Below are 25,528 nucleotides of genomic sequence, written 5' to 3'. Positions count from 1 at the left end.
TGCCCAGGATGACGCGGTTGGTAGCGCTGTTACGCTCAAGCGAACACACGCGCGAAGCGGGTCAGCGTCGGCTCATGCGTCAGGTCGAGTTCGAGCGGCGTCACCGAGATATTCTTCTCCGCCAGCGCGCGCAGGTCGGTGCCGTTGGCCGGCTCGCTGCGGCCGCGGGAGAAGGCGATCCAGAAATACGGGTTGCCGCGCCCATCCTGGCGCGGCTGCAACTGCAGCAGTTCCTGGTCGCGCCGGCCCTGCACCGTCACGGCGATGCCCTCGACCTCGCCCGGCGAGACATTGGGGAAGTTCAGGTTGAACAGCACGTCCTTCGGGATGCCCTCAGCCAGCAGCCGGCGGATGATTCCGGGCGCATGGTGCTCGGCACAATCCCAGTGGATGTTCTCGCGCCCGCCCGGCCCATAGGCCTGGCTGACCGCGATCGAGGGAATGCCGAGCAGCGTGCCCTCCATGGCGGCTGCGATGGTGCCCGAATAGGTCACGTCCTCGGCAACGTTCTGGCCGCGATTGACGCCCGACAGCACGAGATCGGGCCGGTTCTCGATCATGATCGAGCGTGCCGCCATGATGACGCAGTCGGTCGGTGTGCCCGTGACGGCGAAGCGCTTCTCGGCGATCTGGCGCAGCCGCAGCGGATTGGACAGCGACAGCGAATGCGCGACGCCGGACTGGTCGGTCTCCGGCGCGACGACCCAGACATCGTCGGAAAGCTGCGCGGCGATGCGTTCCAGCACGGCCAGCCCCTCGGCATGGATGCCGTCATCATTGGTGACGAGAATGCGCATGGGTCAGGCCTTCAGCAGGAGCAACGACAAGGGAAAAGCGTCGGGAGTGACGGCAGCATCACGCCTTTTCGATGCGCGTCACGCCGCGCATATAGGGCACCAGCACCTCCGGCACCGTGATCGAGCCGTCGGCGTTCTGGTAGTTCTCCATCACCGCGATCAGCGCCCGGCCGACCGCCGTACCCGAGCCGTTCAGCGTGTGGACGAAGAACGGCCCCTTGCCGTCCTTGGTCTTGTAACGGGCATTCATGCGCCTCGCCTGGAAATCGCCGCAGACCGAGCAGGACGAAATCTCGCGATAGGTCTTCTGACCGGGCAACCAGACCTCGATGTCGTAGGTCTTCTGCGAGGCGAAGCCCATGTCGCCGGTGCACAGCGTCATGACGCGATAATGCAGGTCGAGCTTCTTCAGCACGGCCTCGGCACAGGCGAGCATGCGCTCATGCTCCTCGCGCGATTTTTCGGGCGTGGTGATCGAGACGAGTTCGACCTTCTCGAACTGGTGCTGGCGCAGCATGCCGCGCGTATCGCGCCCCGCCGAGCCGGCCTCGGCCCGGAAACAGGGCGTCAGCGCGGTGTAGCGGCGCGGAAGCTCTTCCTCGGAGACGATCGATTCGCGCACGAGATTGGTCAGCGGGACTTCGGCGGTGGGGATGAGCCAGAGACTGCCGGCGAACGCCTTGGCCAGTTCCTCGCCGCGCGCCTGCCCATGGCGGGCGACGGCGAGGTCGCGGCGCAGGCCCTCGATGAAGGCGCCGATCTGGACGCGCTCATCCTCGCGGACCTTGTCATCGTAAAGCGCCTGCATCACGGATTTGAAGGTTGCGTCCTCCAGCTTCCCGGCTTCCGAACCCCAGTGATCGGCGAGCGACTCCCAGATCTCCGCCGCGGGTCCATGCTGCCTGAGATGCTCGGGCATCTCGAAAGCCACCGCCCGGAACTGGTCGTTGGCGAATTTCGGCAGCTGCGCCGTCCCGAACATGACGTCATCGCGCACGAGCAGCGGCGGCATCACCTCGGTATAGCCATGCTCTTCCGTATGCGTGTCGAGCATGAACTGGCCGATGGCACGGGAGAGCCGGGCGATCTGCCGCTCCAGCACGACGAAGCGCGAGCCCGACAGCTTGGCCGCCCTCTCGAAATCCATCTGGCCGAGCGCTTCGCCCAGCTCGAAATGCTCCTTGGGAGCGAAATTCTGGCCGAACAGCCGCCCGCCCGTCTTCTCGGGCGCCTCGCCACGCACCGACTTGACGACATTGCCATGCTCGTCGGCGCCTTCCGGCACGTCGTCATGGGGCCTGTTGGGGATCGCCGCAAGCTGGTCATCGAGCGCCTCTTTGGCGGCCTTCTCCTGCGCCTCCAGTTCCGGCTGCAATTCCTTCAGGGAAGCGACCTCGGCCTTCAGGCTTTCGGCGAGCGCGACATCCTTCGCGCCCATCGCCTTGCCGATCTCCTTGGAGAGGGCATTGCGGCGCTCCTGCGAGCCTTGGGCCTTCGCGATCGCCGAGCGGCGGCTGTCGTCGAGCGCGAGCAGCGAGGCCGACAACGGGCTCAGCCCGCGCCGCTTCAAGCCGGTGTCGAACGCCTCGGCGTTCTCGCGAATCCATTTGATGTCGTACATCGTCGTCAGGCCACGCCGTCACGTTTTCGGAAACAGCGTGATGCTCTAGACCGGGATCGCGCGGGAGGGAACAGGCAAGGTGGCGCGGAGCGCCGTTCGCCTCTCCGTCATGGTCGGGCTTGTCCCGACCATCCACGTCTTCGCTGGTCGGGGCCTGAGTTCAAGACGTGGATGCTCGGCACAAGGCCGAGCATGACGTCGCGGACCTACTCGCTCGCCGCGTCTGCCGCATCGTCGGCCGCCTGCTTGGCTGCGCGCTTCTTCTCGACATGGCGCACCGAGAACACCGACAGCTCGTAGAGCAGCAGCATCGGCACCGCGAGCATCAGCTGCGAGATGACATCGGGCGGTGTCAGGACGGCCGCAATGACGAAGACGACGACGATCGCGTAGCGGCGCTTGTCCTTCAGGAACTGCGAATCGATGATGCCCGCCTGCCCGAGCAGTGTCAGGATCACCGGCAACTGGAAGGAAATGCCGAAGGCGAAGATCAACGTCATGATCAGCGACAGATACTCGCTGACCTTGGGCAGCAGCGCGATGCCGGCCTGCCCGTCGGTCGCCGCCTGCTGCATGCCGATGGAGAACTTCATCAGCACCGGCATGGCGAAGAAGAACACCATCGCCGCGCCCGCGACGAAGAAGATCGGGGTCGCCGCCAGATAAGGCGCGAACGCCTGACGCTCGTTCTTGTAGAGCCCCGGCGCGACGAATTTGTAGAGCTGCGTCGCGATCACCGGGAAGGCGAAGAAGCCCGCGCCGAAGGCTGCGATCTTGATCTGGGTGAAGAGATATTCCAGCGGCGCGGTGTAGATGAGCTGCACATTGGCGCCCGGCCCCGCCGCCCAGACATAGGGCTGGACCAGGATGTTGTAGATCTGCGTCGCGAAGGCGAAGCAGATGAAGAACATCACCAGGAAAGCGATCATCGACTTGATCAGCCGCGAGCGCAGTTCGATCAGATGGTCGATCAGCGGTGCGCGCGAGGCTTCGATCTCGTCCTCGCCATCGCGCGAATTGGCGACGCTCATGCCGCGCTCCCTTCGCCCGGCTCGGCCGCGGCGGTCTTGCGCTTGCGCGGCGCCTTGGCCGGCGCGGGTTCAGGCTGCGGCGCGGGCTCGGCCGCCGCCTCGGCGGAGGCAGCCTTGCGACGCCGCTTCGGCTTCTCGTCCTCGACGACCGGCGTCGAAACTGCGGCTGGCGCGATCTCGACCGGCGGCAGCGGATCGGGCAAGGGAATCGCCGCGAGCTTGGCCTCGGCTTCCTTCAATGCCGCATCGTCCAATCCCGACGAGGCAGGCATGTCGATCGGCTTGAAATCGGTATTCATCGCGCTCGACACGGAGCCGCCGACATCCTCGACCTGCTTCTTCAGGTCGTGGAGCTCGGCCTCACGCATCGCATCGTTGAACTGCCCCTGGAACTCGGAGGCCATGCGGCGAATCTTGCCGACCGCCTGGCCGACGGTGCGCATGGCTTTCGGCAGGTCCTTGGGACCGATCACGACGAGCGCGACCGCCCCGATCAGCATGAATTCGCTCCAGGCGATGTCGAACATCGACGGCTCGTCCTCTCAGCCTCTCATCGAGGCTCGCTCTCGCCGAAGCGAGCGGCTCGGCCTCAGGCCTTGGTCTCGGCCTTGGCCGGAGCGGGATTGGTCGCCTGCGCGTCGATGATCTTGGGATCGACCGGGGTCGCGGCGCTCGGCGGCGGTGTCTCGTCCTCCGCCATGCCCTTCTTGAACGACTTGATGCCCTTGGCCACGTCGCCCATCAGTTCGGAAACCTTGCCGCGTCCGAACAGCAGCATCACGATGACGCCGACGACGATCCAGTGCCAGATGCTGACGCCACCCATGGCGAACTCCCTAAAGATTGCAGTGCCGCCGGGGAGATTGCCCCCTAGCCAAGCTGTTGTGGCGGAACCTATGTGTCCCCCGCAGGGAACACAAGAACTTCGTCGGTCGGAATATCGAGGCCGACATCGTCGCCCTCGCCGATCGCCCCCGCCAGCGAGGCGCGCACCGAGAGCAGCCTGTCGAAGCCGTCGACCGCGATCAGCAGATGGTCGACCTCGCCGAGGAAGCGCCGCGTCACCACCCGGCCCGGCAGGCAAAAGCCCTTCGGCACGACGCGGACCGCATGCGGCCGGATGCAGGCGACGGCCTGCGCGCCCTCGACCATCCCCTTCGCCGGAAAGCGCCCGAACGGCGTGTCCACGGCCCCGCGCAGCACGGTACCGCCGACCTCGGTAAAATCGCAGAAGAATCGGGCGGCAAAGAGACTGCCCGGCTTGCGATAGAGTTCCTCGCCGGTGCCGATCTGCACGATCTCGCCGGCACGCATCAGCACGATCCGGTCGGCTATGCGCATCGCGTCCTCCGGATCATGCGTCACGATGATCGAGGTTGCGCCGGTCTCCTGCAGCAGGGCGGCGGTCTCGTCGCGCACCACGTCGCGCAGGCGCCGGTCGAGATTGGAGAACGGCTCGTCCATCAGCAGCACGCCGGGGCGCGGCGCCACGGCCCGCGCCAGCGCGACGCGCTGCTGCTCGCCGCCCGACAGCATATGCGGATAGGAATCGGCGAGATCGGCGAGGCCGACGCGCGCGATCGCCCGCAGCGCCGTCGCATCGGCCGAGGCCTCACTCTCGCCCCGCCCGCCGAGGCCGAAGCGGACATTCTCGCGCACGCTCAGATGCGGAAACAGCGCGTAGTCCTGGAAGACCAGGCCGACGCCGCGCCGCTCCGGTTCGACGAAACCGCCGGGCGAGGAAACGTCCCGCCCCTCCAGCAGCACGCGCCCCGCGCTCGGCCGCTCGACGCCGGCGGCGAGCCGCAGCAGGGTCGTCTTGCCGCAGCCCGACTGGCCGAGCAGGGCGACGATCTCGCCGGGCCCGATCGACAGCGAGACATTCTTCAGCGCCGTCACGTCACCGAAGCGCTGGGTGACCGCGTCGAACCCGAGCGCCATCGGGATGGCGGCGCCAGCCGTGCCACGCCGGCCCCAGCTCAACCAGCGCGATCTGGTGTCGTTAACGGCCAACGGATGCTCCGAACGCAGCGAGGAAACACCTCCGTCATTCCGGACAAGCCGCGAAGCGGCGCCGATCCGGAATCCATCGTAGGGCCATGTCCTGAACGGATCGAGCTCTAGGATGGATTCCGGGTCTCCGCTGCGCTGCGCCCGGAATGACGGCGCGGATGAGGCAACCGCCCCGCCCTACTCGTCCGCCCTGTGGGGCCCGCCGTCGCCATCGTCAAGCGGCGTGAACAGATCGCCCAGCGGATCCTCGTCGGCGCGCAGGTCCGGATCGTCGTCGGGAACGGGCACGGTCAGGTCGCGCGTCAGCCGCCCCTCAATGAAGCCGGAGCCCTTCAACTCCTCCAGACCCGGCAGGTCATCGATGCGGTCGAGACCGAAATGGTCGAGGAAGCCCGGCGTCGTGCCATAGGTCACGGGCCGCCCGGGCGAGCGGCGCCGGCCGCGCAGGCGCACCCAGCCGGCCTCCAGTAGGATGTCGAGTGTCCCCCTCGCGGTGGCAACGCCGCGGATCTCCTCGATCTCGGCCCGCGTCACCGGCTGGTGATAGGCGATGATCGCCAGAACCTCGAGCGCGGCCCGCGACAATTTGCGCGGCGGCTCGGCTTCCGCCGCCAGCAGATAGCCGAGGTCGGGCGCGGTCCGGAAGGCGAAGCCGCCGGCGAGCTTGCGCAGGTTGACCCCACGCGGCGCGTAAAACTCGCTCAGCCGCGCCAGCACCGGCTCGATGCCGATGCCGGACGGGATCGAGCGCGCCAGTTCCTCTGCCGGGAGCGGCTGGGTCGAGGCGAACAGCAGCGCCTCGACCACGCGGATCGCCAGCGCGAAGGCCTCGGCGCCACCGCCATCCTCCTCGTCATCGAAAGGCTCCGTCATCGCGACCGTCATGTGCCGCCCCGGCTGGCCAGCGGCAGCACGGGCGGGCGGGCCGAGCGGCGGCGCAGATAGAGCGGCGCGAAGGCTTCGTCCTGCCGCAGGTCGAGCACCCCTTCCCGCACCATCTCCAGCATGGCCGAAAGCGCCGACGCCCTGACGGTCGCCGCCATCTCCCGCGCCGGCAGGCCATGCGACGACATGTAGCGGGTGAGATAAGGGTCGATCGCAGTCCAGTCCCCGGCCTCGCCGACCAGCCGCTGCAAGGCCTCCCGCGCCTCGACCAGCGACCAGACGACGCGGTGCCCGACCGAGATATGGCCCTGCACCCGCTTCATGCGCTGCTGCGCATAGGCCGAGAGCAGGTCGTAGAGCTCGGCCTCCCAGACCGGCCGGGCGCCCGCGACGATCGCTTCCGGCGCGCCGCGCGCGAAGACGTCCTGGCCCAGCCGCTCACGCGAGGCGAGCTTGCGGGCCGCCGCCCGGATCGCCTCCAGCCGGCGCAGGCGCAACGCCAGGGCGGTCGCGAGATCGGCCGCGCTCGGCTCCTCGCCCTTCGGCGGCTCCGGCAGCAGCAGCCGCGATTTGAGATAGGCCAGCCACGCCGCCATCACCAGATAATCGGCCGCGAGTTCGAGCCGCAGCGCCCGCGCCTGCTCGACGAAGACGAGATACTGCTCCGCCAGCGCCAGGATCGAGATGCGGTGCAGATCGACCTTCTGCCGCCGGGCGAGGTCGAGCAGCAGGTCGAGCGGGCCCTCATAGCCGTCGACATCGACGAGCAGGGCTGGCTCGTCGTCGCGGCGCGGGCCGTCATCCTCGAATGGCAGTTGCGCCGCCATGGCCGGCCGCCCCCTCTCGCTCACGCGACGGACGCGTGACGAGCGCAGGTTCCGCTGTTCAGGCGCTCAAGGCAAGCGCGCTGGCCAGCCGGGCGCGGGCGCCGTCCACATCGAGCGGTTCCGGCTCGTGCCGGATGCGGCCGAGCGCCATCGCGGCGCGGCGCCGACGGTTGCCGGTCATCTCCGGCACCGCACCGGCGACCGCGACCATCTCGTCCATGATGCCGTGGCAATGCAGCACGACATCGACCCCGGCCGCAATCGCAGCGCGGGCTTTCTCGGCGAAGCCACCCGACAGCGCCTTCATCGAGATGTCGTCGGTCATGATCAGCCCGTCATAGCCGAGCTCGCCGCGCATGATCCCGCGCACCACCTTGCGCGACACGGTCGCCGGGTTCCCGGCGTCAAGCGCGGTGAAGACTACATGCGCCGTCATCGCCATCGGCATGTCGGCGAGGTGCCGGAAGGGACGGAAGTCATGTGCCCGGAGCTCCTCCAGCGACGCATCGACCACGGGCAGGTCGTGATGGCTGTCGGCGCGCGCCCGGCCATGGCCGGGCATGTGCTTGATCACCGGCAGCACGCCGCCGGCCATCAGCCCTTCCGCCGCCGCCCGTCCGAGCCGCGCCACCATGTCGGGCTCATGCGCATAGGCGCGGTCGCCGATCACGTCATGGCTACCGGCGACCGGCACGTCGAGCACCGGCAGACAATCGACGTCGATGCCGACGCTCTTCAGATCATGCGCCATCAGCCTTCCAGAGAGCCGCACGATCTCGCGCTGCAGGACCGGGTCGTTGATCGCAAGGAAGGCGCGGGCTGCGGGATATTTTGGCCAGTTCGGCGGCGCCATGCGCTGCACCCGCCCGCCCTCCTGGTCGATCAGGATCGGCGCGTGCCAGCCGACCGTCTCGCGCATCTCCGCCGTCAGCGCGGCGACCTGCGCCGGATCCTGCGTATTGCGTCGGAACAGGATGAAGCCCCAGGGCCGCGCATCCCTGAAGAAGGCGCGCTCGTCTTGGGTCAGGCTCGTGCCGAGGCAGCCGGCGATGAAGGCGCGTGAGGTCATGTCACTGCGTTAGAAAGGGGCGCGGCGCTGGTCAAGCGACGCGTCCCGTTCCGGTATCGCCTCAGCGCATCTGCTGGGCCATCTGGGCGTTAAAGGCGTCGAAGGGCAGCTCGGCCACACGGAACCAGAGGTTTTCCTTCTTCCAGTACGGCAGGAAGGATTCGTAGAAGGTCTTGAAGTTGGCGTTCGACGCGGCGAGTTCCGCATACATCGCGAAAGCCTCCTTGAACGCCGCCAGCATCACCTCCTGCGGGAACGGCCGCAGCTCCGCGCCGGTGCCGGCGAGGCGCACCAGCGCATCCGGGTTGCCATGGTCGTACTTCGCGACGCAGAGCGCGTTGGCCTCGGCGCAGGCGGCCTCGACGATCGCCTTGTAGGAGGCCGGCAGCGCGTTCCACTTCTCGAGGTTCACCAGGAAGCTGACATTCGCGTTACCCTCCCAGAATCCGGGATAATAGTAGTACTTTGCGACCTTCTGGAAGCCGAGCTTCTCGTCATCGAGCGGGCCGGAAAACTCGACCGCATCGAGCGTGCCGCGCTCCAGCGCCGGGTAGATGTCGCCGCCGGCGATCTGCTGCGGCACGACGCCGAGCTTGGCCATGATCTGCCCGCCCATGCCGGCGATGCGCATCTTCAGGCCCTTCAGATCCTCCAGCGACTTGATCTCCTTGCGGAACCAGCCGCCCATCTGGGCGCCGGTGTTGCCCGACGGGATGGTGTAGAGGTTGTGCTTCTGCATGAAGGCGCGGCAGAGTTCGAGCCCACCGCCGGCATAGAGCCAGGCGTTCTGCTGGCGGGTGTTGAAGCCGAACGGCAAGGACGTCTCGAAGGCGAAGGCCGGGTCCTTGCCGATATAGAAGCTCGACAGGGTATGACTGCACTCGACGGTGCCGTTCTGCACGGCGTCGAGCGCCTGCAGGCCGGGCACGATCTCGCCTGGCGCGAAGACCTGGATCTGGAAATTGCCGTCGGTCGCCTCGGCGACACGCTTGGCGACCTGGGTCGAAAGGCCGAACAGCGTGTCCAGGCTCTTCGGGTAGCTCGAGGTCAGGCGCCAGTGGATCTTGGGCTGCGTCTGGGCGATGGCGGGGGCTGCGATGAGGGCGCTGCCGGCAGCGCCCGTTGCGGCTGTCTTGACGAATTTACGACGGTCCATGGTATCCTCCGGGTGTTCTTATGGTCTTCGGCCGCCACGCATCGCGTACGGCCTGGACGACTCTGCCGCGCCGCTCATCGCACGAAACCCGACGCCGGACCACCGACCGCCCCGCCGGGATGCATTGCACCGGACGCGAACGAAAAACCGGCGGCGCCAGGGCGCCGCCGGTCTGGATGTCTTCAGATCAGCTCGGGATCAGTTCTTGGCGATGAAGCACTGCCCGCCGGCAGCCTGAAGCTGCGTGCACATGGTGGTCGCGTCATCGCGCGAATAGGGGCCGACGCGAAGCCGGAAGACCGTCTTGCCACCGGCCAGTTCGGTCTTGCGGACGATCGGCGCCTGGCCGCCGAGCTGGCCCGGATATTTGCGCTGAAGCGCGGCGAAGGTCGCACGCGCTTCCGATTCGCTGCCGGGAGCGCCGAGCTGCACCACGAAATCGCCGCTGCCGCTGCGGATGGCCGCCGTGGCAGGCGCCGGAGCGGCGGGCGTCTGCGCGGCGGGCGCAGCGTTGGCGATCCGCAGCGGTGCTGTCGGCGTCGTCGCGGGAGCCGGGGTCGTGGCGCGCTCCTGCACCTTGGCGACCTCCGGGGCCGGCGGCGTGGCCGGACGTGGCCGGGGCTGCGCCGTGGCCGTCGTCGCGGTTGATTCGGTGGGCGCGATCGCACCCGGTCGGGCCGGCGGGGCCGAGCCCGTGGCGAGCGGCAGGGTTCCGTTCGTATAGCTGGCAGTGCTGTTGGCCGGCGGCGCGGGCGTGCCATCCGGGCGGATCGAGACTGTGCGCACCCGGCGCGGCTCGCCCAGGCCCGGCACCGGCGGCACCGGCGTCAGCGCAGGCTCGGACGGCACGGGGTCGCGCGCGATCGAGGCCGGCGCCTGCGAAAGCGGATTGGCGGCGGGCGTCGTCGCCACGCCGGAACCCGGCCCCGGCAGCACGACGCGGGCCGGCAGCGAACGCGCCGCCTGCTGCACGTCGACCGGCTGCTCCTCGCGACTGACGACCTTGGTCGGTGCGGCCGGCGTCTCGCCCGCGCGCTCGTAGATCTGCTTGTTCTGGTTCGGAATCTCGGCGCCGCCCGGATTGACCGGCTGGACCTTGGTCGGTCCGGTATCGGCGGCGATGGTCGGGGGCTGCCCGTCCGAACGCGTCGCCGTGCCGCGCAGCGACATCGCGGCACCGACGCCGACAACGCCAACGACGACCAAAGCCGCAGCGACATAGAGCCCCTTGCGCGAGCGCCGCGGCTCGAGGTCCGGCATCTCTTCATAGGCCGGCAACGCCGCATCGGGGTGCTGCGCGTCGTACTGCGCCTGCTCATCGTAATAGGGATAGGGCTCGCGCTCCTCGTCGAGATCGCGCGGCGCCTGGGCCTGCTCCTGCACGGCGGCCGGACGCTGGTAGCTCTGCGGGTCGGGGCGCTCGAAGCTCTCGTCCTCGGGCGCGACCGCAGCCGGAACCGGCGCAGGGCGCGCCGAGTCGGTGCGGCGCAGCAGCGCCTCGAACTCGTCCAGCGCGCCGCGCAGTTCGGCCGGCGGGGGCTGCTCGGCCGCCGCATGCAACTCCTGGACGGGGTTGAACGACGGCTCCTGCTGCGGCGCGGCCTCGGCACGCGCCTGCCAGGAGGCCGGCACGCGCTGCGGCACATTCACCTGGGCGCGCTGGCCGAAGATGTCCTTCAGCGGGTCGCCCTGGTCGACGATGCGCGTCAGCTCGGCCAGAGGATCGACGGGCTGCCCGACCTTCGGCGCCTGCCCGGCACTGCGAAGCTGGCGCTCGAGATCTTCGAGATCGAGGGCGAAACGGTTTCTAGCTGGCTCACTCATGGCATGATCCATTCCAGCGCAGGCCGACGGCGCCGATGGGAACGCCCAACGCGCCGCGCGGTCAACCTGACCTTGTGCGCGCTGAGGGCCAAGCGACCGTCAGCGCATCTCTTCCGGCGCCGCAACTCCGGCGACAGCCAGACCGGAAGCAAGGACGCTGCGCACAGCATGCACAAACGCCAACCTCGCCAAGGTCGACTCTCGATCAGTTTGATTAACGAACCGTAATTGCGGCGAGTCTTTGCCCTTGTTCCATAAGGAATGGAAAGCGCTCGCCAGCTCATGCACGAAAAAGGCCACGCGATGTGGCTCGTGGGCGGCGGCGGCGCCTTCGATGATTCGCGGATAGGCCGCGATCAACTTGACGATACCGATCTCCGCCTCGTCGGTCAGCCGCGCAAGGTCGGCTCGGGCAAGGGCAGCCGGCGCCAGATCGAGATCCGGGAAGGCTTCGCGCGCCTGCCGGAAGATCGAAGCACAGCGGGCATGGGCGTACTGGACGTAGAAGACCGGATTGTCCTTCGACTGTTCCACCACCTTGGCGAGGTCGAAGTCGAGCGTCGCATCGTTCTTTCGGAAGATCATCATGAAGCGCACGGCATCGCGGCCGACCTCGTCGATGACCTCGCGCAACGTGACGAAATCGCCCGAGCGCTTCGACATCTTCACCGGCTCGCCATTGCGCAGCAGCCGGACGAGCTGGCAGAGCTTGACGTCGAGCGCGCCCTTCTCATGCGTCACCGCCTTCACCGCGGCCTGCATGCGCTTGACATAGCCGCCATGGTCGGCGCCCCAGACGTCGATCATCTGGCTGAAGCCGCGCGTAAATTTCGAGCGGTGATAGGCGATGTCGTTGGCGAAATAGGTGTAGCTGCCATCCGACTTCAGCAACGGCCGGTCGACATCGTCGCCGAACTGCGTCGCGCGGAAAAGGGTCTGCTCGCGGTCTTCCCAGTCCTCGTCCTTCTGGCCCTTGGGCGGCGGCAGGCGGCCCTCATAGACCAGATCGCGGGCGCGCAGATCGTCGATCGTCTGCGCCACCGCATCGCGATTGCCGTCGAGCGCCTGCAGCGAACGCTCCGAGAAGAAGGTCTCGTGGACGACGCCGAGCGCGGCGAGATCGTCGCGGATCATCGCCATCATGCCGTCGATCGCGACCCCGCGCACCAGCGGCAGCCATTCAGCTTCCGGCTTGCCGAGCAGAGCGTCGCCATGCGCCTCTGCCAGCGTCTGGCCGACGGAGACCAGGTAATCGCCGGGGTAGAGCCCTTCGGGGATGGTGATGGTCTCGCCCAGCGCCTCGCGGTAGCGCAGGAAGGCGGAGCGGGCGAGCACGTCGACCTGCGCGCCGGCATCGTTGATATAATATTCGCGCGTCACGGCATGGCCGGCGAAGGCGAGGATATTGGCGAGCGAATCGCCGAACACCGCCCCGCGGCCATGGCCGACATGCATCGGCCCGGTCGGGTTGGCCGAGACATACTCGACATTGATCTTCGGCTCGGGCTTGTGAGCTCCACGCCCGTAATCGAGACCGCGCTCGACGGCATCCTTCAGGATCGCGGTGAAGATGGCCGGCTCCAGGGTCAGGTTGATGAAGCCCGGCCCCGCGATCTCCGCCTTGACGATCTCGGCATCCTTCGCGAGCTCCTCGACCAGCAGCGCCGCCAGCGCGCGCGGATTGGTGCCGGCCTCCTTGGCGAGCACCATCGCGGCATTGGTGGCGAGATCGCCATGGGCCGGGTCGCGCGTCGGCTCGACGACGACGCGCCCGAAACCGAGGCCGGCGGGCAGCGCTCCACGCGAGGCGAGCTGCGAGAGCGCGGCGGCGACGCGGACGGAATAGGTCTCGAACAGGTTCATGGCGGCCAATATCTGCAGCAAAAGCAGGTTCTGGAAGATCGGGAGCGCCCGGCCCTATCGCAGCGAGGGGGTCGCGTCAAACAGGCGGCGATGCTCGTCGAGCGCGTACCAGTCGGTCATGCCGGCGATATAGTCGGCGATCCGCCGCGCCCGGCGGTGGGCATCGAGGCTGGCGCAGCCCTCCGCCCAGTCGGCCGGCATCCGTTCGGGATCGGCGCTGAAGCGCGCGAACAGGTCGCGCACCACCTGCGCCGCATCGCGGCGGATCGGCGCGATCCGGGCATGGCGGTACATGTTCGGATAGAGGAAGGCCTTGATCTCGCGGTCCGCTATCGTGATCGCCTCGGTAAAGGCGATCACCGGGCCGTCCGCCCGCCGCACCGCATCCGCATCCATCGGCGCCAGCGCCACGAGCCGCGCTTGCGACTCCGCGATGACACCCTCGACGAAGCGTGTGATCACCCGCCGCACCAGCTCGTTGGTGATGCGCGCCGTCTCGAGCCCGGGGTGCAGCGCCTCGATCTCGTCGAGCAGCTCCTTGAGGAAGGGTACGGCCCCGAGTTCGGCATGGCCGAACAGCCCGGCCCGCAATCCGTCATCGATGTCATGGGCGTTGTAGGCAATGTCATCGGCAAGCGCCGCCGCCTGCGCCTCGGCAGAGGCATAGCTGTCGAGCCAGAGATCCTGCTTCGCCTGGTATTCGACGATGGCCGCCGGAATGCCGGACGTAGCATAGCGCTCGGTCGGCCTGCCATCGGCGAAAAGTAGCGGGCCATTATGCTTGACGAGGCCCTCCAGCGTCTCCCAGGTCAGGTTCAGCCCGTCGAAGCCGGCATAGCGCCGCTCCAGCCGCGTCACGATCCTGAGCGTCTGGGCGTTGTGATCGAAGCCGCCGAAGCCGGCCATGCATTCATCGAGCGCATCCTCGCCGGTATGGCCGAAGGGCGTGTGGCCGAGGTCATGCGCCAGCGCCAGCGCCTCGGCCAAATCCTCGTCGAGCCCGAGCGCCCGCGCCAGGGCGCGCGCGATCTGCGCCACCTCGATCGTATGCGTCAGCCGCGTACGGAAATGATCGCCCTCATGCGAGACGAACACCTGCGTCTTGTGCTTCAGCCGGCGAAAGGCGGTCGAGTGGATGATGCGGTCGCGGTCGCGCTGGAACGGGTTGCGCGTCGGCGAGGCGGGTTCGGCGATCAGCCGCCCGCGGCTCGTCGCGGCACGGCAGGCATACGGAGCCCGCCAGCGATCGCCGGGCTCAAAACCGGGACCGGCCGCGGAAGAAGGACCGCCCGCAAAAAAGGGGCTCTCTGGATGCGGCATGGCAGACCCGTCGCCGCCCCCTGCTTGTAGAGGCGCTCCCGCGCAATTACCTTTGCGGGCAACGAAGGTGCAAGGAGCATCTGCCTATGTCGATCGCCATCGAAGCCAATCCGCGCGGCATCGCCGTCACGGGCAAGGCCGCGACCCGCATTCTCTCCGTGATGGAAAAGGAGCCGCCGGGCTCGATGCTGCGCGTCAGCGTCGCCGGGGGCGGCTGCTCGGGCTTTCAGTACATCTTCGACGTCGATCGCGAGAAGGCGCCGGGCGACCTCGTCATCGAGCGCGACGGCGCCACTGTCCTGATCGACGAAACCTCGCTCGACCTGCTCGAAGGCTGCACCATCGACTTTGTCGACGATCTGATCGGGCAATCCTTCAGGATCACCAACCCGAACGCGACGAGCTCCTGCGGCTGTGGCACGTCCTTCGCGCTTTAATGCGAAGCAAGCATCGTGGTCGGACTTGCCCCGGCCATCTCAGGCAGAAAAAGGCGCCCTTCGCGACACGAGATGTCGGGTCAAGCCCGACCATCTCGGCACAAGCTCAGTGCGAGCTCGCCACCCCGCCCTGCTCCAGCCGGATCTCGGCCGCCATCAGGCCCTTGGGCCCGGGCCCGTAGCGCACCAGCACGACCTGGCCGGGGATCAGCTCGACCATCCCGTAGCGTCGCAGCGTCTCCATATGGACGAAGATGTCGGGGGCGTTCTCGCCGGCCGAGACGAAGCCGAAGCCGCGCAGCCGGTTGAACCACTTCACCGTCATCCGCTCGAGCCCGCTGGTCGGCGTGACTTGCACGTTGGTGCGGGCGAGCGGCATCTCGGCCGGGTGGCGCGCCGCGGTGGTGTCGATCGAGAGGACGCGGATCGCCTGGCGGCCGCGCGGCTTCTCGACGACTTCCAGAACGATATGAGCACCTTCGGCGATGGCGTTGAAGCCGTCTCGCTTCAGGATGGTGACATGGACGAGAACATCGGCGCCGCCATCCTCGGGCACGACGAAGCCATAGCCCTTGCTGACGTCGAACCATTTGACATGGCCGCTGAGCTCGGAGCCGGCCTCGTGGCCGAGCCCCTCCGGCCCGTCGAGCCGCATCACGCGATTGAGCGACTGGATCGGACCCATCGGTCGCCGCCCGCTCTCACCGAACTCGTCGGACATCTGCCGCCCACCCCCGCCAGAATGGCTTGATTCGTGGTGTCACGATACCATTGCTGCGGAGTCGCGATACAGCCGGCTTCGTGTCATCCACATCATCGAACCGCGAAAAAATGAGGCAGCCACCGCTTTTGGATATAAGCATGGCCGGCGCGACACACTGCCCCTGGAGGACGCGATGCCCGACCTTGCGACGCTGGCGCTCTTCACTGCCGCCTGCGCGGTCCTGACCGCGACGCCCGGCCCCGACATGCTGCTGATCGCCTCGCGCAGCCTGGGCCAGGGCCGCATGGCCGGCTTCCTGACCTATGCCGGCATCGCCACCGGCAGCTATCTTCAGGCCTTCGCCGCGGCGCTCGGCCTGTCGCAGCTCTTCCTCCTGGTGCCGGCGGCCCATGACGTCCTGCGCTGGGCGGGCGCCGCCTATCTCGCCTGGCTCGCCTGGACGACCTTGCGCGCGCCCGGCCTGCTGTTTTCACCGGAGGCCGGGCGTCCGCCCGTGCCGATGCGGCGGATCTTCGTGCAGGGCCTGCTGACCAACCTGCTCAACCCCAAGATGGCGCTGTTCATGCTGGCGCTGCTGCCGCAGTTCCTCAAACCCGAGGCCGGCTCTGTCGCGCTGCAGGTCATGGTTCTGGCGACCATCCTCAACCTGATGGGCCTGATCACCAACGGCCTCGTCATCCTGACCGCAAGCCGGCTCGGCCACGCGCTGGCGCGGCGCCCGCATCTGGCGCGCCTGCCGCAGAAGCTCATGGGGGTCGTGTTCGGGGCGCTGGCGGTCAGGCTGGCGGTGGCGTCGCCGGAGTGAAAGGCGCTAGCCGTGCTTCGAGCCGGGTGTCCTTGTATCGCCAGCGCCGACGAATGGACAATTTGGTAACGGCGATCCAGCGATCATCGCGTCGACGCGCAACCGAGATGGCACGCGCCCGCCCCGTTACGATGAACGGCGGCAGGCTGTCGTCTGGAAGATCAAGCTGGAATCATGAAACGGCTGCCTCATCGGTTGATCATTGCAATTCTGATGGTCGGGCCGGTGCAGGCAGCTTTGGCCCAAAGGCTTGAATTGCCGGCAGCCGCCCCAACGACACCGAGGGAGCTCTCCGTGCCCCGCGCCAGCGAGCGCTTCGACCCCTATGAGGCATTGCACGGATCCTTGAGTTCGCGTGCCCATTGCGCGGGCGTGCCCGGCGGTCTTTGGGTCGAGGTCAACGGCAAGGGCGACTGTCTACGCTCGTATGCGCAGGGCCTCGGCGAGATCGATACCCCCCAGATTCTGGTCTACTTCAGCGGCGACGTCCTGTTGAAGACCAAAGCAGGCGTTCGCTTTGTGGCACCGGGCTATGAAAGGCGATCGCCCGACGCGATCCAGCGCGATATGGCGCGCTGGTCGAAGCAGGCGGGCAAGCCGACGGTCTTCCTGGCCCGTCCTGGAATGTACGGTTCATCGGGCGATCACAACCAGCGCCGTGAGGCGCGTGAGGTCATGCTGATGGAGCGCGCGCTTGATGTGATTAAGCAGCGCCATCGCGTCTCGACGTTTATTCTGGCCGGACAGTCGGGCGGCGGCCACATTGCCGCATCGCTGCTCAACCGGCGCCGTGATGTTTCGGCTGTAGTCTTGTCGTCGGCGCTGTTGTCGGTGCGTGAGGTCACGGAGCATTGGGACAGGCGACGCACCGTGCAAAGCGGCAATATCCAAGCGCTTCATGATCCCATCGACCACCTCAACGGCATTCGCACCGATCCCAAACCGCTGATTTTCGTTCTGTCGGATCGGGAAGACCGGATCGTGCCCTATGCGAGCCAATTGACCTATGTGCGCCGGTTGCAGGAGGTCGGGTTCGAGCCGCAGCATGTTCTGCTGTCTGCCGCGGACAAGAGCCGGCACGCGCTCGCGCGGCACGGGCGGGATGCCGCCGCCCTCATCGCACGCGGCGAGCAAACAGACGCAATCAGGGCCGCGCTTGAAACGCCAGACCGGCAGACGGCCGATTGACGTTGTTTTCCGTTCGCTTTTTGAAGCGGTGCGATCGGCCGTGACACCTGGCTCGATCCCATCGTCGATATCGATCTGCCATCGGCTTTCCGCGAACCACCCCTACTCCGCCAACCGCCCCAGCACGGCCCCGATCTCGGCCCTGACCACCAGATTCGCGATTTCGTCCAGCTCCGTCGGCTCGCGGTTGACGATCACCAGCGCCGCGCCCTGCTTCTTGGCGATGATCGGCAGCGTCGCCGCCGGATAGACCACCAGCGACGAGCCGACGACGAGGAAAAGCTCGCTCTCCAGCGCCAGTTGCTGGGCCCGGCTCATCTTGTCCTGCGGCATCGCCTGGCCAAACGAGATCGTCGCTGATTTCACCGGCCCGGTGCACATCACGCAGCCGGGCGGCTCGCCCGACGCCTCGAAGACCGGGCGGATCGCGGCGAGTTCGTGCCGCCAGCCGCAGGCGAGGCAGGTCGCATAGGTGCCGTTGCCGTGGAGCTCGATCACCTGGTCGTCGGGCACGCCCGAGGCCTGGTGCAGGCCGTCGATGTTCTGCGTGATGATGGCAGGCGAGCGGCCCTGCGCGACCAGCCGTGCCAGCGCCCGGTGGCCGCGATTGGGAGCCGCCCCCGCAAAATGGTCGTCCATCGCGAATTTGCGCCGCCACGCCTCGATGCGCGCCTCGCGGCTTTTGACGAAGGCCTCGAACGGGATCGGCTTGTTGACCATCCAGGGCGAGCCGGGCGAGCGGAAATCCGGCACGCCCGATTCCGTCGAGATGCCGGCGCCGGTGAAGGCCACGACAGAGGCGGCGCGGTCGAGCATCGCATGCAGGGCATCGATCGCGTCGTTGGTCTCGTCTTGCATGCCCGCTCCGCTCGCTTGCCCCCGCACCGAGATATGGCGCAGGCAGGCGCCGCATCCAAGCGGGTGGCCCCGCATGCGCCAAGGTCGATTGACGGAAAGCCCGCCGCGTCTCAAAGCTGCGGACCATGCTCCAGCCGACGCCCGCCGCCCTGAATCCCAACCTCCTCGACACCGGAACCCCGCCGATCCCGCAGGCGCAGGGCTGGGCGCGCGCCTATGACGGGCGCTGCGGCCCGCTGGTCGACCTGTCGCAGGCGGTGCCGGGCTCGCCCCCGCCCGCAGCACTGCTGGAGCGGCTGGCCGAGGCCGCGCGCTCGCCGGACAACACGCGCTACGGCCCGATCACCGGCGACATGGCTCTGCGCGAGGCCTATGCGGCCGAGATCTCGCAGGTCTACGGCCATGCGTTCAGGCCGGCCGAAGTGGCGATCACCTCGGGCTGCAACCAGGCCTTCGTCATGACGATGATGGCGGTGGCGAAGGCGGGCGAGAACGTCCTGCTGCCCGCTCCCTGGTATTTCAACCACGAAATGACGCTGAGCATGCTCGGCATCGAGGCCAGGCCCCTGCCTTGCGATCCCGCTGCCGGCTTCGTTCCCGATGTCGCGACCGCCGAGGCGTTGATCGATGCCGGCACCCGCGCCATCGTGCTGGTGACGCCCAACAACCCGACCGGCGCGATCTATTCGCCAACGACCATCGCCGCCTTCGCCGCGCTTTGCGCGCGGCGCCGGGTCTGGCTGGTGCTCGACGAGACCTATCGCGATTTCCTACCCGCAGGCGTTGCAGCCCCCCACGAAGTCTTTGCCACAACGCGCTGGCAGGATTCCGTGATCGGGCTCTACAGCTTCTCCAAGGCCTATGCCGTGCCGGGCTGGCGGCTGGGCGCGATCACGGCCGGAGAAGCCGTCATGGCCGAGATCGCCAAGGTGCTCGACTGCGTCCAGATCAGCCCGGTGCGCGCCGGCCAGGCCGCGATCACCTGGGGCATTCAGGGCATTCGCGACTGGCGCGAGGCCAACCGCGCCGAAATCAATGCCCGCGCCGCGCTGTTCCGCGACGCGATGGCGCCGCATAATGGCTGGCGCGTGCTCGCGGCGGGGGCCTATTTCGCCTATGTCGCGCACCCCTTTGCGGGCGTGCCGGCGGCCGATGTGGCGCGCAGCCTGGTGCAGGAGCGCGGCGTGCTCGCCCTGCCCGGCCCCTATTTCGGCCCCGGGCAGGAGCAGCATCTGCGCATCGCCATCGCCAATGTCGCGGCCGATCGCATCGGCGAACTCAGCGACAGGCTGCGCGGGTTTTCGGTCTGACGACACGGCGTCATGCTCGGGCCTGACCTGAGCATCTCCGGAAACAGCTTCTCGGGTCTACGCTTCGCATCGCCCGAACATGACGCCATGCGATCAGCGCAGCAGCGCCGCGTAGCGGTCGCGATAAGCCCAGACCAGCAGCCCGCCGAGCACGACGAGGATCACTGCCACGGGAAGGCCCTGCGGGTTGATCATCAGATGGAACAGCACGATCACCGCCATCACCGGCGCGATCAGCGCCAGGCCCAGCGCCGGCGCGATGTTCGTCAGCAGGCTGAGCGCTCCGACCAGGTTGACCGTCTTCAGCAGCGGCCAGAAGAAGCCGGAATTCTGCAGCGCCGTTTCGAAGGCGAGACCGCGCTCGCTGGTCGGCGGATGGATCAGATGGCTGCCGGTCGCCAGCCACCAGAAGCCATCGACCGCAGAGACGAGGAAAAGCAGGCCCACCAGGATGCGCGGGACGGTGACGAGAATAGCAGTCTTCATGATGACCCCAGCCAATGGATAAAAAAGCCGGCGCGCTTTTGGGCGTCGCCGGTCGCGATTGGTCGCAAGAGCGGCCTGTCCGGTTCAACCTGCCGGCATGCACGCGGTTGTGAGATGCGCTGAAGCGAATTTCATGGCCTTCAGGAGAAATCCGCAAGCGCTTTTCGAGCCTCAAGGCACGCTACGAGCCCATCGCCAGATGAACCCTGCCCTCACCCGCCGCACGCTGTTGCAACTCGCCGGATCCGCTTCGCTCGCAGGGGCGATGGCCGGCGCCGTCCGCGCCGAAGGCGGCCCCGTCGCCGCGCCGCCGGCCGGACCGGGCTTTGCGGGCGGGACACCGCTGCGCATCGGCCAGGCCGCGCTGCGCGTGCGCGACATCGAACGCGTCAGTGCCTTCTACCGCGATGTGCTCGGACTCTCGGTGCTGGCGCGCGGCGCGGCCGGCGTCACGATGGGCACTGGCGAAGGCGCGCTGCTGATGCTGGAATCGCGCCCCGGCGCCAGCCTGGAGCCGCCGACGCAGGCCGGCCTGTTCCACACCGCCTTCCTGATGCCAGCGCGGAAGGACCTCGCGCGCTGGCTCGTGCATGTCGCCCGCAACCGGACGCCGCTGACCGGCTTCGCCGACCACAGCGTCAGCGAGGCGGTCTATCTCGACGATCCCGAGGGCAACGGCATCGAGGTCTATGCCGATCGGCCGCCCGAGCGCTGGCGCTGGGATGCAGGCAGCGTCGTCATGGGCACGCAGCGCCTCGACGTCGACGACATCCTGTCGCTGACCGACACCCGCGCCAGCGACTACGCCGGGGCGCCGGATGGCCTGCGCATCGGCCATGTCCATCTGCGCGTCGGCGATGTCGCGGCCGGCGACCGCTTCTATCGCGATCTCGTCGGCCTCGAACCGACGCTGCGCCGCGAGGCCGCGAGCTTCCTGTCATCGGGGCGCTACCACCACCATCTCGCGCTCAACACCTGGAACAGCGCCGGCGCAGGGATGCGCGACGGCACCGCCACGGGCCTCGACTGGTTCTCGCTGGTGAGCGCCGGGGGCGAGCGTCTCGCCGAAATGCATCAACGGATCGTCACAGGCGGCAGCGTTGCGACACCGCTGTCAGGCGGCTTCGAGACGATTGATCCATGGGGAACGCGTGTCAGGCTGCTGCAGGGCTAGCCCGCTGTCCTGAGGCCAACGGCGCCGTCGCGGCAAGACACCCGGCCGCACCTCACATCGTTGCGCCGATCTGCCAGGGCACGAACTCGGCATCGCCATAACCCATCTCTTCGGACTTGGAGTGCTCGCCGGAGGCGATGCGCAGCAGGTAGTCGAAAATCTCCTGGCCCTTTTCCTCCAGCGTCACCCCGTCGAGGACATCGCCGCAATTGAGGTCCATGTCGTCGGTCTGCTTCAGATACATCGGCGTGTTGGTGGCGAGCTTGACCGAAGGGGTCGGCTTGCAGCCATAAGCCGAACCGCGCCCCGTGGTGAAGGCGAGGATGTTGGCACCACCGGCGACCTGCCCCGTGGCGGAGACCGGATCGTAGCCGGGCGTGTCCATATAGACGAAGCCCTTCGACTTCACCGGCTCGGCATAATGATAGACGGCGGCCAGCGTCTTGGTGCCGCCCTTGGCGGCGGCGCCAAGCGATTTCTCCAGGATGGTCGTCAGCCCGCCGGCCTTGTTACCGGGCGACGGGTTGTTGTTCATGTCCATCCGGGCGCGGGCGGTATAGTCCTCCCACCACTTGATGATACCGACGAGCTTTTCGCCGACCTCGCGCGTGGCGGCACGCCGCGTCAGCAGATGCTCGGCGCCGTAGATCTCCGGCGTCTCGGAGAGGATCGCCGTGCCGCCATGCTCGACCAGAAGGTCGACCGCCTTGCCCAGCGCCGGGTTGGCGGTGATGCCCGAATAGCCGTCCGAGCCGCCGCATTGCAGCGCCAGCATCAGTTCGGAAGCCGGCACCGTCTCGCGCACGGCGCGGTTGGCGATCGGCAGCATGACCTTGAGCGCCTCGATCCCGGCGGCGACCGCCTTCTTCGTGCCCCCGGTCTCCTGGATCGTTAGGGTGCGGAAGACGTCGCTCTCCTCGACGCCATAGGCGTCCTTCATGCGCTTGATCTGGAACCCCTCGCAGCCGAGACCGACGACGAGCACCGCCGCCATGTTGGGGTTGCAGGCATAGCCCCAGGTGGTGCGCTTCAAGACCTCGAAGCTCTCGCCATTGTAGTCGATGCCGCAGCCCGTCCCGTGGGTCAGTGCGATGACGCCGTCGACATTCGGATAGTCGGCGAGCAGACCCGAGCGCTTGACCTCTTCGGCCATGAAGCGCGCCGCCGAGGCCGAGCAGTTCACCGAGGTCAGGATACCCACATAGTTGCGCGTGCCGGCCTTGCCGTTGGCGCGGCGGAAGCCCTCGAAAGTCGCCTGCTGCTCCACCGGCAGCACGAATTCCGGCTTCGCCTCGGCGCAGAAGGCATAGTCGCGCTCGAAGGCGTGGAAACCCGTATTGTGCTCGTGCACCCATTCGCCAGGTGAGATGTCGACCGTGGCGAAGCCGATGATCTGGCCGAACTTGCGGATCGGCTCGCCGGTCGCAATCTTGCTCAGCGCCAGCTTGTGCCCGCGCGGAATGCGCTTCAGCGCCGTCACCCCGGCTGCCATCACCCCGACATCGACGGGATCGACGGCAACAGCTACATTATCGACGGCGTTGAGCTTGAGCGTACGCGGCGGGATCGCTTTATCGAGCATGGACGAAGACCACTGGCTTGCAGGCCGCGACGCGCGCGGCGATCGGCCAAGACATGCGCTTCCTGCGCGCTTTTTTCAATCGGTTGAAACTGCGCGAGACGCGCGAGGACCGGCAGCCGAGTGGTCAGCAAAGAAAAAGCCCGGCCGCGAGGCCGGGCTTCCGATCGGATCAGCGAGCCTGCGCCGCCATCGCGGCGCGGCGTCAGCTCACTTGGTGGCCGGAACGACCTTGGCGACGATGCCCTCGAACGGCTTGTAGGCGTCCTTGGCCAGCGAGGTGTAGAGCTCGCCCATCTTCGTCATCTGGGCGACGGCGCCCTCGAAAGCGGTCTTGACGTAGTCCGTCTGGATCTCGAGCGCCTTGTCGAGGGTCTTGACGGCGGCGAGCTTCTCGAGCGTCGCGGTGCCGGCCTCGAAGGACTTCTTGGCATAGTCGGTCGCCTCGACGGCGATGGTCTGGACGCTCTTGGAGGTCACACCGAACGCCTTCAGAGCGGCGTCAACGTTGTCCTTGGAGGCCTTCTGGATCGTCTCGAACTGCTGAATCATGTTTCTTCCCTCGGCACGCAAATGCCGCCTCTGCTGACGAGCCTGATGGCCCGGGTTTCTCGCCCCAAGGTCAGATGAAAGCGTTCACCACCGGGACTGACCTCATATTGTGCACCGCAACATGAATGTCAAGGACGTGCTGCAATGCATCAGACGCGCCCCTCTCACACCGCCGGCACCTGTCGAGATCGTTAGCCTTTTAACGGCTCCGTAACCGCATCGTCCTAACCTCCTTCACTGTGTCCCATATGCCACGTCGAAAGACGCGGCCTTGGGACCGGGACGTGAGTTCTGGTTGAGGCGGGTTCATGGTTTTCAGTTGCGTTGGGTCCCGGCGCGTGCGTCTTCGCGCGCTCGTCGGAATGATCGGAATCGTCGCGGTGGCGGTCGCAGCCGTTGCGTCTCCCGCCGAAGCGGCGCGCAAGAAGCGGCGCCATGTCGGCGGCGGCTACGCCCCGCCCTATGCCGCAATGGTCGTGGACGTGAAGTCCGGCCGGACCCTGCATGCGGTCAACGAGGACGCCCCGCGCATCCCCGCTTCGATCACCAAGGTCATGACGCTCTATCTGCTGTTCGAGCAGCTCGAGCGCGGCAAGTTCAACATGGATTCGGAGCTGACCGTTTCCGCCTATGCGGCGCGGCAGGCCCCGTCGAAGATCGGCTTCGCGCCGGGCGAGACTATAGAGGTTCGTGACGCCATCCTGGCGCTCATCACCAAATCGGCCAACGACGTCGCCGTCGCCATCGCGGAAAACGTCGGTGGCTCCGAGGACGAATTCGCTCGCATGATGACCGCCAGGGCCCGCACCCTCGGCATGCGCAACTCGACCTTCTACAATCCCCATGGCCTGCCGCACAGCCCGCCGAACATCACCACGGCGCGCGACCTGACGATCCTCGCCCGCGCCATCCAGGAGCGCTTCCCGCGCTACTACCCGATGTTCTCGACGCGGGTGTTCAACTATGCCGGCGGCGCCTACCGCAACCACAACAAGCTGCTCGGCCGGATCGAAGGCGTGGACGGCATCAAGACCGGCTACACCAATCTCTCCGGCTTCAACCTGATGACCTCGGCCAAGGCCGACGGGCGCCATGTCGTCTCGGTCGTGCTGGGTGGCCGCTCCGGCGCCTCGCGCGACAAGATCATGGCCGACCTCGTCGTCGCCAACCTGCCCAAGGCCGCCACCAGCGGCCGCGCCTCGTCCATGGTCGCGGAAGCCCCCGAGCCGGAAGAGCGGCCGCAGGCGCATGAGCGCATCCAGGAGCGTCAGCGCCCGGCCGCGCCGGTTGTGGCCGCCGCTGTCGCAGAGCCCGCGCCCCTTCCGGTGCCGCGTCCGCGCATCGAGGCCGAGGCTCCGCTCCCGGCCGCCGCCCGCGCTTATGCTCCGGTCGCGACGACGACCCCGATCGCCCCGCCGCGTCCCGTGAATGTCGGCGCCCAGCAGTTGCAGATTTCCGGCATGCGCCCCGTCGCCGCGACGACGACACCCTCCGCAATGCGCTGGTCGATCGGCGCGCCTCCGGTCGACGGCAAGGTCATGCGCCCGCCGGCGAATGTCGATGTCACCTCCTCGATCGCCAAGGTCGCAGAGCCCGAGGAGAAGCCCGCCCTCAAGGTCGCCGAGCACAAGGTCGCCATGGCTCAGCCACAGGCCGAGAAGGCTCACGACGCCGGCAGCACCACCATGGCGAAGGCAGCCGAGAAGGCTCCCGAGCCGGCCAGGCCGAGCGAAAGCCGCCCGACCGTCGCCACCGCCGGCAAGTGGATCATCCAGCTCGGCGCCACCGATGACGAGGCCAAGGCCAAGGACATCCTGGCGCGGGCCCGCGCCAAGGCGTCAGGCCCGCTCGCCGACGCCTCGGGCTTCACGGAGAAGGTCGAGAAGGGGGGCTCCACTTTGTTCCGCGCCCGCTTCGCCGGCTTCGAGGACCCCAAGGACGCTCAGAACGCCTGCGCGCGGCTCAAGCGCGACGGCTTCGCCTGCTTCGCCACCCGCGGCTGACGGACA

General features: G+C 67.6%; 24 protein-coding genes. 6 read left to right on the top strand and 18 right to left on the bottom strand.

Annotation, left to right across the window (positions count from 1 at the left end; all coding sequences use genetic code 11):
- Positions 1-35 precede the first annotated feature (35 nt).
- The 13 genes from surE to C8D03_RS20970 all read right to left on the bottom strand — a co-directional run bounded on the left by surE (position 36) and on the right by C8D03_RS20970 (position 14,406).
- Positions 36-797: a 5'/3'-nucleotidase SurE gene (gene surE, locus C8D03_RS21030; RefSeq protein WP_108049377.1), complete on the bottom strand. Its 762-nt coding sequence runs from the start codon at positions 795-797 to the stop codon at positions 36-38.
- Positions 798-855: 58 nt separating this feature from the next.
- Positions 856-2,418: a serine--tRNA ligase gene (serS, locus tag C8D03_RS21025; RefSeq protein ID WP_108049375.1), complete on the bottom strand. Its 1,563-nt coding sequence runs from the start codon at positions 2,416-2,418 to the stop codon at positions 856-858.
- 206 nt (positions 2,419-2,624) lie between these two features.
- Positions 2,625-3,449 (bottom strand): twin-arginine translocase subunit TatC, encoded by an 825-nt coding sequence (gene tatC, locus C8D03_RS21020; protein ID WP_108049373.1) that lies wholly within the window; start codon positions 3,447-3,449, stop codon positions 2,625-2,627.
- Positions 3,446-3,976 carry a Sec-independent protein translocase protein TatB gene (tatB, locus tag C8D03_RS21015; RefSeq protein ID WP_108049371.1) on the bottom strand — a complete coding sequence of 177 codons (531 nt, stop codon included), beginning with the start codon at positions 3,974-3,976 and terminating at the stop codon, positions 3,446-3,448. The genes tatC and tatB overlap by 4 nt, the downstream gene beginning before the upstream one ends.
- 62 nt (positions 3,977-4,038) lie before the next feature.
- The gene (locus tag C8D03_RS21010; protein ID WP_108049369.1) at positions 4,039-4,275 is read right to left on the bottom strand and encodes a twin-arginine translocase TatA/TatE family subunit; all 237 of its coding nucleotides are present in this window, start codon (positions 4,273-4,275) and stop codon (positions 4,039-4,041) included.
- Between the two features lie 68 nt (positions 4,276-4,343).
- On the bottom strand, positions 4,344-5,390 hold the full coding sequence (locus C8D03_RS21005; RefSeq protein WP_108049367.1) for an ABC transporter ATP-binding protein: 1,047 nt from the start codon (positions 5,388-5,390) through the stop codon (positions 4,344-4,346).
- Between the two features lie 249 nt (positions 5,391-5,639).
- Positions 5,640-6,335, bottom strand: a complete 696-nt coding sequence (gene scpB, locus C8D03_RS21000) for an SMC-Scp complex subunit ScpB (protein ID WP_181301147.1) — start codon at positions 6,333-6,335, stop codon at positions 5,640-5,642.
- Between the two features lie 8 nt (positions 6,336-6,343).
- A complete protein-coding gene (locus C8D03_RS20995) occupies positions 6,344-7,174 on the bottom strand; it encodes a segregation and condensation protein A (protein WP_108049363.1) in 831 nt (276 codons plus the stop codon).
- Positions 7,175-7,232: 58 nt separating this feature from the next.
- On the bottom strand, positions 7,233-8,243 hold the full coding sequence (nagZ, locus tag C8D03_RS20990; protein WP_108049361.1) for a beta-N-acetylhexosaminidase: 1,011 nt from the start codon (positions 8,241-8,243) through the stop codon (positions 7,233-7,235).
- A gap of 61 nt (positions 8,244-8,304) precedes the next feature.
- Entirely contained in the window at positions 8,305-9,399 is a 1,095-nt protein-coding gene (locus tag C8D03_RS20985) for a TRAP transporter substrate-binding protein (RefSeq protein ID WP_108049359.1), read from the bottom strand.
- Positions 9,400-9,597: 198 nt separating this feature from the next.
- Positions 9,598-11,223 carry an SPOR domain-containing protein gene (locus tag C8D03_RS20980; protein ID WP_146170246.1) on the bottom strand — a complete coding sequence of 542 codons (1,626 nt, stop codon included), beginning with the start codon at positions 11,221-11,223 and terminating at the stop codon, positions 9,598-9,600.
- A 99-nt stretch (positions 11,224-11,322) separates the two neighbouring features.
- A complete protein-coding gene (gene argS / locus C8D03_RS20975) occupies positions 11,323-13,086 on the bottom strand; it encodes an arginine--tRNA ligase (RefSeq protein ID WP_108049355.1) in 1,764 nt (587 codons plus the stop codon).
- Between the two features lie 54 nt (positions 13,087-13,140).
- Positions 13,141-14,406, bottom strand: a complete 1,266-nt coding sequence (locus C8D03_RS20970; RefSeq protein WP_108049353.1) for a deoxyguanosinetriphosphate triphosphohydrolase — start codon at positions 14,404-14,406, stop codon at positions 13,141-13,143.
- Between the two features lie 86 nt (positions 14,407-14,492).
- On the opposite strand from C8D03_RS20970, the gene C8D03_RS20965 reads away from it, so the two are divergent.
- Positions 14,493-14,843, top strand: a complete 351-nt coding sequence (locus C8D03_RS20965) for a HesB/IscA family protein (protein ID WP_108049351.1) — start codon at positions 14,493-14,495, stop codon at positions 14,841-14,843.
- Between the two features lie 106 nt (positions 14,844-14,949).
- Here C8D03_RS20965 and C8D03_RS20960 read toward each other — a convergent pair whose 3' ends face one another.
- Positions 14,950-15,564: a cold-shock protein gene (locus C8D03_RS20960; RefSeq protein WP_108049349.1), complete on the bottom strand. Its 615-nt coding sequence runs from the start codon at positions 15,562-15,564 to the stop codon at positions 14,950-14,952.
- A 175-nt stretch (positions 15,565-15,739) separates the two neighbouring features.
- Between C8D03_RS20960 and C8D03_RS20955 the strand changes: the two genes are divergently transcribed.
- Both C8D03_RS20955 and C8D03_RS20950 read left to right on the top strand, forming a co-directional pair.
- Positions 15,740-16,372, top strand: a complete 633-nt coding sequence (locus tag C8D03_RS20955) for a LysE family translocator (RefSeq protein ID WP_108049347.1) — start codon at positions 15,740-15,742, stop codon at positions 16,370-16,372.
- Positions 16,373-16,666: 294 nt separating this feature from the next.
- Positions 16,667-17,560 carry an alpha/beta hydrolase family protein gene (locus C8D03_RS20950; RefSeq protein ID WP_248308555.1) on the top strand — a complete coding sequence of 298 codons (894 nt, stop codon included), beginning with the start codon at positions 16,667-16,669 and terminating at the stop codon, positions 17,558-17,560.
- Between the two features lie 102 nt (positions 17,561-17,662).
- Here C8D03_RS20950 and C8D03_RS20945 read toward each other — a convergent pair whose 3' ends face one another.
- The gene (locus C8D03_RS20945; RefSeq protein WP_108049343.1) at positions 17,663-18,418 is read right to left on the bottom strand and encodes an SIR2 family NAD-dependent protein deacylase; all 756 of its coding nucleotides are present in this window, start codon (positions 18,416-18,418) and stop codon (positions 17,663-17,665) included.
- Positions 18,419-18,543: 125 nt separating this feature from the next.
- Between C8D03_RS20945 and C8D03_RS20940 the strand changes: the two genes are divergently transcribed.
- A complete protein-coding gene (locus tag C8D03_RS20940) occupies positions 18,544-19,728 on the top strand; it encodes an aminotransferase (RefSeq protein ID WP_108049341.1) in 1,185 nt (394 codons plus the stop codon).
- A gap of 93 nt (positions 19,729-19,821) precedes the next feature.
- Here C8D03_RS20940 and C8D03_RS20935 read toward each other — a convergent pair whose 3' ends face one another.
- Positions 19,822-20,214 (bottom strand): hypothetical protein, encoded by a 393-nt coding sequence (locus tag C8D03_RS20935; protein WP_108049339.1) that lies wholly within the window; start codon positions 20,212-20,214, stop codon positions 19,822-19,824.
- A gap of 199 nt (positions 20,215-20,413) precedes the next feature.
- Between C8D03_RS20935 and C8D03_RS20930 the strand changes: the two genes are divergently transcribed.
- Positions 20,414-21,388, top strand: coding sequence for a VOC family protein (locus C8D03_RS20930; protein WP_108049337.1), 975 nt, complete (start codon positions 20,414-20,416; stop codon positions 21,386-21,388).
- 52 nt (positions 21,389-21,440) lie between these two features.
- Here C8D03_RS20930 and C8D03_RS20925 read toward each other — a convergent pair whose 3' ends face one another.
- Positions 21,441-22,970 (bottom strand): UxaA family hydrolase, encoded by a 1,530-nt coding sequence (locus tag C8D03_RS20925; RefSeq protein ID WP_108049335.1) that lies wholly within the window; start codon positions 22,968-22,970, stop codon positions 21,441-21,443.
- A gap of 207 nt (positions 22,971-23,177) precedes the next feature.
- Complete coding sequence (locus C8D03_RS20920; protein WP_108049333.1) at positions 23,178-23,519, bottom strand: phasin family protein; 342 nt, start codon at positions 23,517-23,519, stop codon at positions 23,178-23,180.
- A gap of 362 nt (positions 23,520-23,881) precedes the next feature.
- Here C8D03_RS20920 and C8D03_RS20915 point away from each other — a divergent pair, with 362 nt between their 5' ends.
- On the top strand, positions 23,882-25,522 hold the full coding sequence (locus tag C8D03_RS20915) for an SPOR domain-containing protein (RefSeq protein WP_108049331.1): 1,641 nt from the start codon (positions 23,882-23,884) through the stop codon (positions 25,520-25,522).
- Positions 25,523-25,528: the final 6 nt, after the last annotated feature.

Source organism: Bosea sp. 124 (assembly GCF_003046175.1).
Lineage (GTDB): Bacteria > Pseudomonadota > Alphaproteobacteria > Rhizobiales > Beijerinckiaceae > Allobosea.
The sequence above is the reverse complement of the archived record's forward strand: the minus strand, read 5'-3'. Positions and strand labels throughout refer to the sequence as shown.